The sequence below is a fragment of the Leeuwenhoekiella sp. NPDC079379 genome, assembly GCF_044542075.1.
GTDB lineage: Bacteria > Bacteroidota > Bacteroidia > Flavobacteriales > Flavobacteriaceae > Leeuwenhoekiella.
The window spans coordinates 60,429-66,428 of record NZ_JBITTU010000012.1; the positions used below are offsets into that span (position 1 = coordinate 60,429).

At 32.9% G+C, this 6,000-nt stretch carries 9 protein-coding genes; all 9 read left to right on the top strand.

Annotated features, from left to right (window positions below; translation table 11 throughout):
• The first annotated feature begins 136 nt into the window (after nt 1–136).
• Nucleotides 137–592 carry a hypothetical protein gene (locus ACIGAM_RS17185; RefSeq protein ID WP_396512705.1) on the top strand — a complete coding sequence of 152 codons (456 nt, stop codon included), beginning with the start codon at nt 137–139 and terminating at the stop codon, nt 590–592.
• Between the two features lie 272 nt (nt 593–864).
• Entirely contained in the window at nt 865–1,245 is a 381-nt protein-coding gene (locus ACIGAM_RS17190) for a transposase (RefSeq protein WP_396512706.1), read from the top strand.
• A complete protein-coding gene (locus ACIGAM_RS17195) occupies nt 1,242–2,105 on the top strand; it encodes an IS3 family transposase (protein WP_396512707.1) in 864 nt (287 codons plus the stop codon). The genes ACIGAM_RS17190 and ACIGAM_RS17195 overlap by 4 nt, the downstream gene beginning before the upstream one ends.
• 146 nt (nt 2,106–2,251) lie before the next feature.
• Nucleotides 2,252–2,872: a hypothetical protein gene (locus ACIGAM_RS17200; protein ID WP_396512708.1), complete on the top strand. Its 621-nt coding sequence runs from the start codon at nt 2,252–2,254 to the stop codon at nt 2,870–2,872.
• Between the two features lie 185 nt (nt 2,873–3,057).
• Nucleotides 3,058–3,438, top strand: a complete 381-nt coding sequence (locus ACIGAM_RS17205) for a DUF2750 domain-containing protein (RefSeq protein ID WP_396512709.1) — start codon at nt 3,058–3,060, stop codon at nt 3,436–3,438.
• Nucleotides 3,431–3,628, top strand: a complete 198-nt coding sequence (locus ACIGAM_RS17210) for a hypothetical protein (protein ID WP_396512710.1) — start codon at nt 3,431–3,433, stop codon at nt 3,626–3,628. Before ACIGAM_RS17205 ends, ACIGAM_RS17210 begins: the two co-directional genes overlap by 8 nt.
• A gap of 220 nt (nt 3,629–3,848) precedes the next feature.
• Nucleotides 3,849–4,181 (top strand): CCC motif membrane protein, encoded by a 333-nt coding sequence (locus tag ACIGAM_RS17215; protein WP_396512711.1) that lies wholly within the window; start codon nt 3,849–3,851, stop codon nt 4,179–4,181.
• Between the two features lie 171 nt (nt 4,182–4,352).
• On the top strand, nt 4,353–4,952 hold the full coding sequence (locus ACIGAM_RS17220; protein WP_396512712.1) for a hypothetical protein: 600 nt from the start codon (nt 4,353–4,355) through the stop codon (nt 4,950–4,952).
• A 145-nt stretch (nt 4,953–5,097) separates the two neighbouring features.
• The gene (locus tag ACIGAM_RS17225) at nt 5,098–5,673 is read left to right on the top strand and encodes a hypothetical protein (RefSeq protein WP_396512713.1); all 576 of its coding nucleotides are present in this window, start codon (nt 5,098–5,100) and stop codon (nt 5,671–5,673) included.
• Nucleotides 5,674–6,000 lie beyond the last annotated feature (327 nt).

The following is a 6,000-nucleotide window of genomic DNA, read 5'->3' on the forward strand; positions in this document are numbered from 1 at the left end:
TATATTTGTTAATGATATAACCAGTTAGCCCACATTAATACCAAAAATGAGAAGTTTTACGACAATATTAATTTTATTTCCAATTCTGTTCTTTTCTTGTAAAGAGAATACTGATAAAAACCAATCGTCAAGCAAAATGAAAACTGATTTTATTTCTCGCATTCATAAAACCGATTATGAATCTGACTCATACAAGATGCTCGGAAAAACCGATTATGAAAAACATTTAGCTGACTTTAATGACATAAAATGGAGTGATGAATATTGGAAAGAATATCGTGATTTGACTTTTAATTTTCCTGACCTTGAAGTGTTGGATGAAAAAAGCGGAAAATATTTGTCAATTTCATTGGCGCCGAATGATGAAGATAGTTTCCAATTTTCAATCGGATTGGGAAACCACCGAGAAAACGGAAATGTTGGAAATCCAACCCGAACCGTAAAACTGTACGGAACGGAATCGGAAAATGATGAACTGCCTAAAAAATTGATTCGATTGATTTTCGACAGAGATTATGAGCAAATCAATGCTGAATTGAATGAATTATTTCTATTTGACGAAATAGAAGATGTTTACATTAACCAAGAATAACGTGGGCTAACAATGTATATAGCCCATAGCTGGGAAAGTGCCTAAAACAAAGGCTTGGGCGTGTTTGCGATGACCGCCAAATTTTTAAATTTGGCTCTTTGCGAAAAATAAAATTAAAGAGATAATTTAAAAATTCGGCTCAGTGCTTAACCGAAAAACACGTACCTTTTTGCACGCTACGGGCCATATACTGGACCGTTGGCAACAAGTTAACTGAACGTCATTTCCTGAAATAGGTTGACCAAAAATCAATCATTTAATTCAGGATCAAGATGAAAGATAACGAACCTCCCTGCCCAAAAAAACAGTACCAAAAAGTAAGTTTTGAACTTAAGCTAATAATCATTGACCAAATACAGAATGGTCAGATCTCCGTTAATTATGCTGCCAAATCCTACAACGTTTCAAGATCTTCTATTGACTATTGGCTAAAAAAATACAGTACCTTAGAACAAAAGAAACGAGGTATGAGTAAACAAGATGAAATCAAAAAGCTAAAAGATAAGATTGAAGAACTAGAATTTGTAAAAGAGTTTCAAAGGGATTACATAGCTAATTTGGAGAACCTATCAGGACTTGATCTGGCAAAAAAGCATTTGCCCGAAGCGTTGGCCAAAGAAATAGAAAAACGCAAAAGAGACCTTTTAAAATGAAATGGGTCTACCAATGTTTCGGGATATCTAAACAAGCTTTTTACAAGCGCCTGGCATCACATCAAAAGTCCAACCAGCAAGAACAAGCCATACTTAACCTTGTTGAACAGGTCAGAAAGGAAATGCCCAAAACAGGCAGTTTAAAGCTGTATAAACACATCAAGCCGGCACTTATTGAAAAGAACATCAAAATGGGCAGAGATCGCTTCTATCTACTTCTTAGAAGACATCGACTCCTCATACCAAGAACCAAAAAAGCACACATCACAACAAACTCAAAACATCATTTTTATAAATATCCAAATTTAGTTAAGGACTTTATTCCTACAGCTGCAGAGCAGCTGTGGGTAAGTGATATCACTTATATTAAAACAGATGGTGGTAATGCCTATCTAGCCCTGGTAACAGATGCCTATTCTAAAAAAATAATGGGTTACAAAATTAATGACCATATGAAAACAAGCCTCTGCATAGATGCGCTGCAAATGGCCTTAAAACAACGGAAATATAACGACCAAAAGCTAATTCATCACTCCGACCGCGGTTTGCAATACTGTAACCCTACTTATACTAACTACGCGGAGAGAAACGGGATCAACATCAGTATGACCCAGCAATACGACCCCTACGAGAATGCTGTAGCAGAACGAATAAACGGAATATTAAAACAGGAATTTGGATTAGGTAAAACAATTGTGAGTCTAAAACTGGCTCAGAAAATGGTTAAAAAAGCAGTCAAAATCTACAATTCAAAACGAATGCATTACAGCCTGGAGTTTAGAACTCCGGAATTTGCTCACAATAATCAAAATCATAATTACAGACAATACAGAAAAATACCGATATTAGTAACTCAATAAAAACAAAATAGTAAACCGAAAATGGTCAACCTATTTCAGTATAAGACAGAACCGATAAACTGATAGACTAACTGAAAAGTAACGTTGACTCATTTTCGATTTTAGAATGAATAAAAAAAGTTGAATTTGAATTAAAACAACGGAATATGAAAACCATTTTTACTTTCTTAATGTTTTTCTTGACATTTAATTCTTTTTGTCAAGAAATTTCTGGAAAAAAGTCAACAGACAAACCAAATTATTCAGAGAATTCTGAAGTCAAAGTTTTTTATTCTGACAACTTAAATAAATTTCACTCTGACCAAAAACCAGCAGGAATATTTGTTAATGACAAATTTGTTGGAGCTCAAGAAATAATGAGTTTTATAAATTCTGATAAAATTGAGAGCTTAAAAATCGAAAAAGAAAAATTTGAAATGGACGGAACTGAATACTCTGGAAAGATTTTTATAAAAATGAAATCTGATTACAATCCGAATTTTATAATATTAGAAGAGCTTTCTGCAAAATATTTGGAGTTGAATAAAAATCCAAGAATCTATCAAATTGACGAAAAAATCATTGATAACAGCAAAAACGGAATTCTAATAGATGAGAATTTTATTTTAAAAATTGTTGTTAATAGAGTAAAAACATCCAAAAAAAATTCAGAAATCAATCTGATTAGACTTCTAACTAAAACGCCTGAAAATATAAAAAAGGCGAACGAAATACGAATAAGAGGAATTGAGAAAATAAAACCAGTTGCCAACAACGGCTATAATTAATACGGGTTTTAAGCTTTTGGCAAAGGTCTATGTAAATTTAGAATGTCCGCCAAATCTTTTAGATTTGGCTTTTAAATAGAAAAAATAAAAACAAACAAAAAGATTTGGCTAAGTGCTAAAACGGAAACAAAAGCTCACTTTCATTCCCGTACTAATCATAGCCAAGACCGTTGTAAAACATTTGAATGAACCAACAGAAAATAAATAACATTTTTGCACTTGACTCGAAAGAGAGATACGGATATCTGTTGAGAAAAGTAGCTGACTTTGAAACAATCTATCTAATTTCGGACAACGAAGATAAATATGTTATGATTGGTTCGAATGATTTGAGCGTTATTCCTGTTTGGCCAGAAAAAGAGTTTGCTGAATTATTTCTGACTGACGACTGGAAAAACTACAAAGTGGTTGAATACGACATTCACGAATTTATGGAATGGCTGACTGATTTGGAAAAGGAGAACGTAGATTTAGCAGGGTTTCCCAATTCCGATTTTAATACTGTTCACGTTTCTGCTGTGGATATGAAAAACCACCTATTATTTGAGTTAAGTCAATATGAATAAGAATAATCCTGAATTAATTAAAGAAGCCAAAAATAATCCGAATGGTTGGGTTTATGTTTTGGACAAAGAATTTGAAGGAAAACAAGAAGTCCCGCCCGAATTCATAAAAGGAGCTTGGAAAGTGGACGAAAAAGGAAAAATTGTTGGAGAATTTATGCCGAATCCGAATTATCGAGGAGATGGAAAATAAAAAACGTTTTACAACAATGTATAACCGCAAATACGGCGGATTCGACTACATCCGAATCCACTCGGAATTGCTAACGCCAGTGCTAAAGCGAATATTAACGTATATAAACCCGTAACTGACGGTTATACGAGACCGTTGTACAACATTAAATAAAGGATTAAAATTATTATTCCAAGATGTTCCAAATCATACTTGAACCCCAAAAATGACAAATAAAAATATGGAGAAAACTAAATTACCAAACGGAAAATTAATTTACACATTAGCATTATTGAGTTGTACACTATTTTGTTTCGGTGGAATTACAATTGTTTTTGCACTGATTTCATATATACTCGCTAGAAAATCTGAAAAAATATATGAGCAAAATCCGAATGCATATTCTAATATCAGCAAAATAAAAAAAGGAAAGACTATTGCTATTATTGGACTAATACTTAATCTCATAATTGTTGGAATTACTATTTGGACATTAGTTACAATTGGATGGGATGCTTGGTCTGATGAGTTCGTTAGAAGATGGAATGAAGGATTACAAAACAATAGTCGTTAAATAAAACGTAGCACAACAATGTATAACCGCAATTACGGCGGATTCGACTACGTCCGAATCCACTCGGAATTGCTAACGTCTGTGCTAAACCAAAAATAATCGCTGATTTAACCCGTAACTGACGGTTATACGAGACCGTAGTGCATAATGTCCAAAAACCGCAGAAAATAAATGAAAAACCTGAATGGAACTTGGCTAAAGATTAAAACGGGAGACGACTATTGTCGACCAGAATTTATTGAATTGAATAACGACCAAATCATTCATTTTGAACTTGAATTAAAATGCGGAAATGAATTATCAAAAGTCCGAACTGAATGGAGTGAGAAACTTTCCGAATCAAAGTATGAATTCGTAAATGACAATCGAATACGAGTATTCAGAATGGGAAAAACTCACACTGTGTTGAGCGAAACTGAATCTAAAACAGAGGATACTGAATTTGCGACTGATTATGAAAGAATTGAACCAACCAAAACGGAACTTGAATCTGAAAAAATTGAGACACTCGAATTCAAAGCACAGTGGAATAAAGAGAAAATACCATTAACGTTCAACAAAATTTTGGATAGTCCAGTAATCCAAGAAATGAACAAAAGAATGAAAAGAAATGGACGGAAATTAATATTAGAAAATTTGCAAGGAACTTATTTCGCATCAATTTTCGAAAATGACGAACGAGAAACACTAATTGGAATAAAGGAAATTGACGAGAAAAAAGCAATTATATTTGGTTTCCCAGAAAAACCATACGAAATTAAAGCTGAATAAAAACACTATGCACAACACCGTATAAAATTAATGGCTAGTTCTCGCTTACTTACGAAAATCCTCGCGGATTTTCTATCTGGTGATTATTTGCTAAATTAGGTGCTTAAACACGCCACTAATCTTATACAATCACGTTCTACGCAATTTGAAAAACTTACTCATAATATTAATTCTGACTTTGATTTATGTTTCTTGCAAAACAGAAAGGAAAACTCAATTGCCAAAATCTGACTTTTCTCTGAAAAAAGATTATGTCGAATTGACAAATAAATTGACCGAATTGGACACGATAAAAGTTTGGATGAATTTAAGTCAATGTACTTATCAAGGAATCGAAAAACTGACAATAACACGAAAAAAAGATTCTATAAAAATCCAACCTGAATTTGCTGAATCAATGATTGTCGGAACTGAATTTATAAAAGAAAAAGAAATAATAATTTCTGTAAACGACACAATTTGGAAATTTAACGAATTTCTAAAAAGAAACGAAAACAGATCACAATCTGACAGTTTAAAATATGGTCGATTACAAATAACGTTGAACTCTGAAAAATTAAATTTTTTCACTCACGGACTTGGGGATTCTGGAAAATTTTTATTTGATTATTGCAGAACAATGAAAAATATAATGCCTGAAAGTGACAATCACATTTTCGGTGTTGAAATTATTGAAATAGAAGATGGAGAAATGGAAGAAACTGAATTAGAATCTGAATAAAAAACTGCGTAGAACACCGGTAACCGTTGCACAAGCCTTTAATTCTTAGAAAATATCACTTATTTATACCGCTTTTAAGCGGTTTTCTAGTTTTATATCGTTTGTAAATTAGCAGAATGAAGTCTCTTTTAAATGGACTTATACTCTTGATTTAACGTCATTGTGAACTTTAAATACAAGCCGAGCATCCCTGCCCTGTAGGCTTCCCCTTTTTAGGACACCTTAAAATTCAATAAATAGTTATTATTTAGTTCAGGTTTGATGAAGAATTTAAATTCTTCATCAAACCTAGGCATATATTCTTTTGGGGATTTATTCCCTAAAGAT

Excerpts from the sequence above, each read along its gene's own strand:
- ACIGAM_RS17215 (WP_396512711.1), top strand. The coding sequence starts at position 3,849 with ATGGAGAAAACTAAATTACCAAACGGAAAATTAATTTACACATTAGCA.
- ACIGAM_RS17195 (WP_396512707.1), top strand. The coding sequence starts at position 1,242 with ATGAAATGGGTCTACCAATGTTTCGGGATATCTAAACAAGCTTTTTAC.
- ACIGAM_RS17200 (WP_396512708.1), top strand. The coding sequence starts at position 2,252 with ATGAAAACCATTTTTACTTTCTTAATGTTTTTCTTGACATTTAATTCT.
- ACIGAM_RS17190 (WP_396512706.1), top strand. The coding sequence starts at position 865 with ATGAAAGATAACGAACCTCCCTGCCCAAAAAAACAGTACCAAAAAGTA.
- ACIGAM_RS17205 (WP_396512709.1), top strand. The coding sequence starts at position 3,058 with ATGAACCAACAGAAAATAAATAACATTTTTGCACTTGACTCGAAAGAG.
- ACIGAM_RS17210 (WP_396512710.1), top strand. The coding sequence starts at position 3,431 with ATGAATAAGAATAATCCTGAATTAATTAAAGAAGCCAAAAATAATCCG.
- ACIGAM_RS17185 (WP_396512705.1), top strand. The coding sequence starts at position 137 with ATGAAAACTGATTTTATTTCTCGCATTCATAAAACCGATTATGAATCT.
- ACIGAM_RS17220 (WP_396512712.1), top strand. The coding sequence starts at position 4,353 with ATGAAAAACCTGAATGGAACTTGGCTAAAGATTAAAACGGGAGACGAC.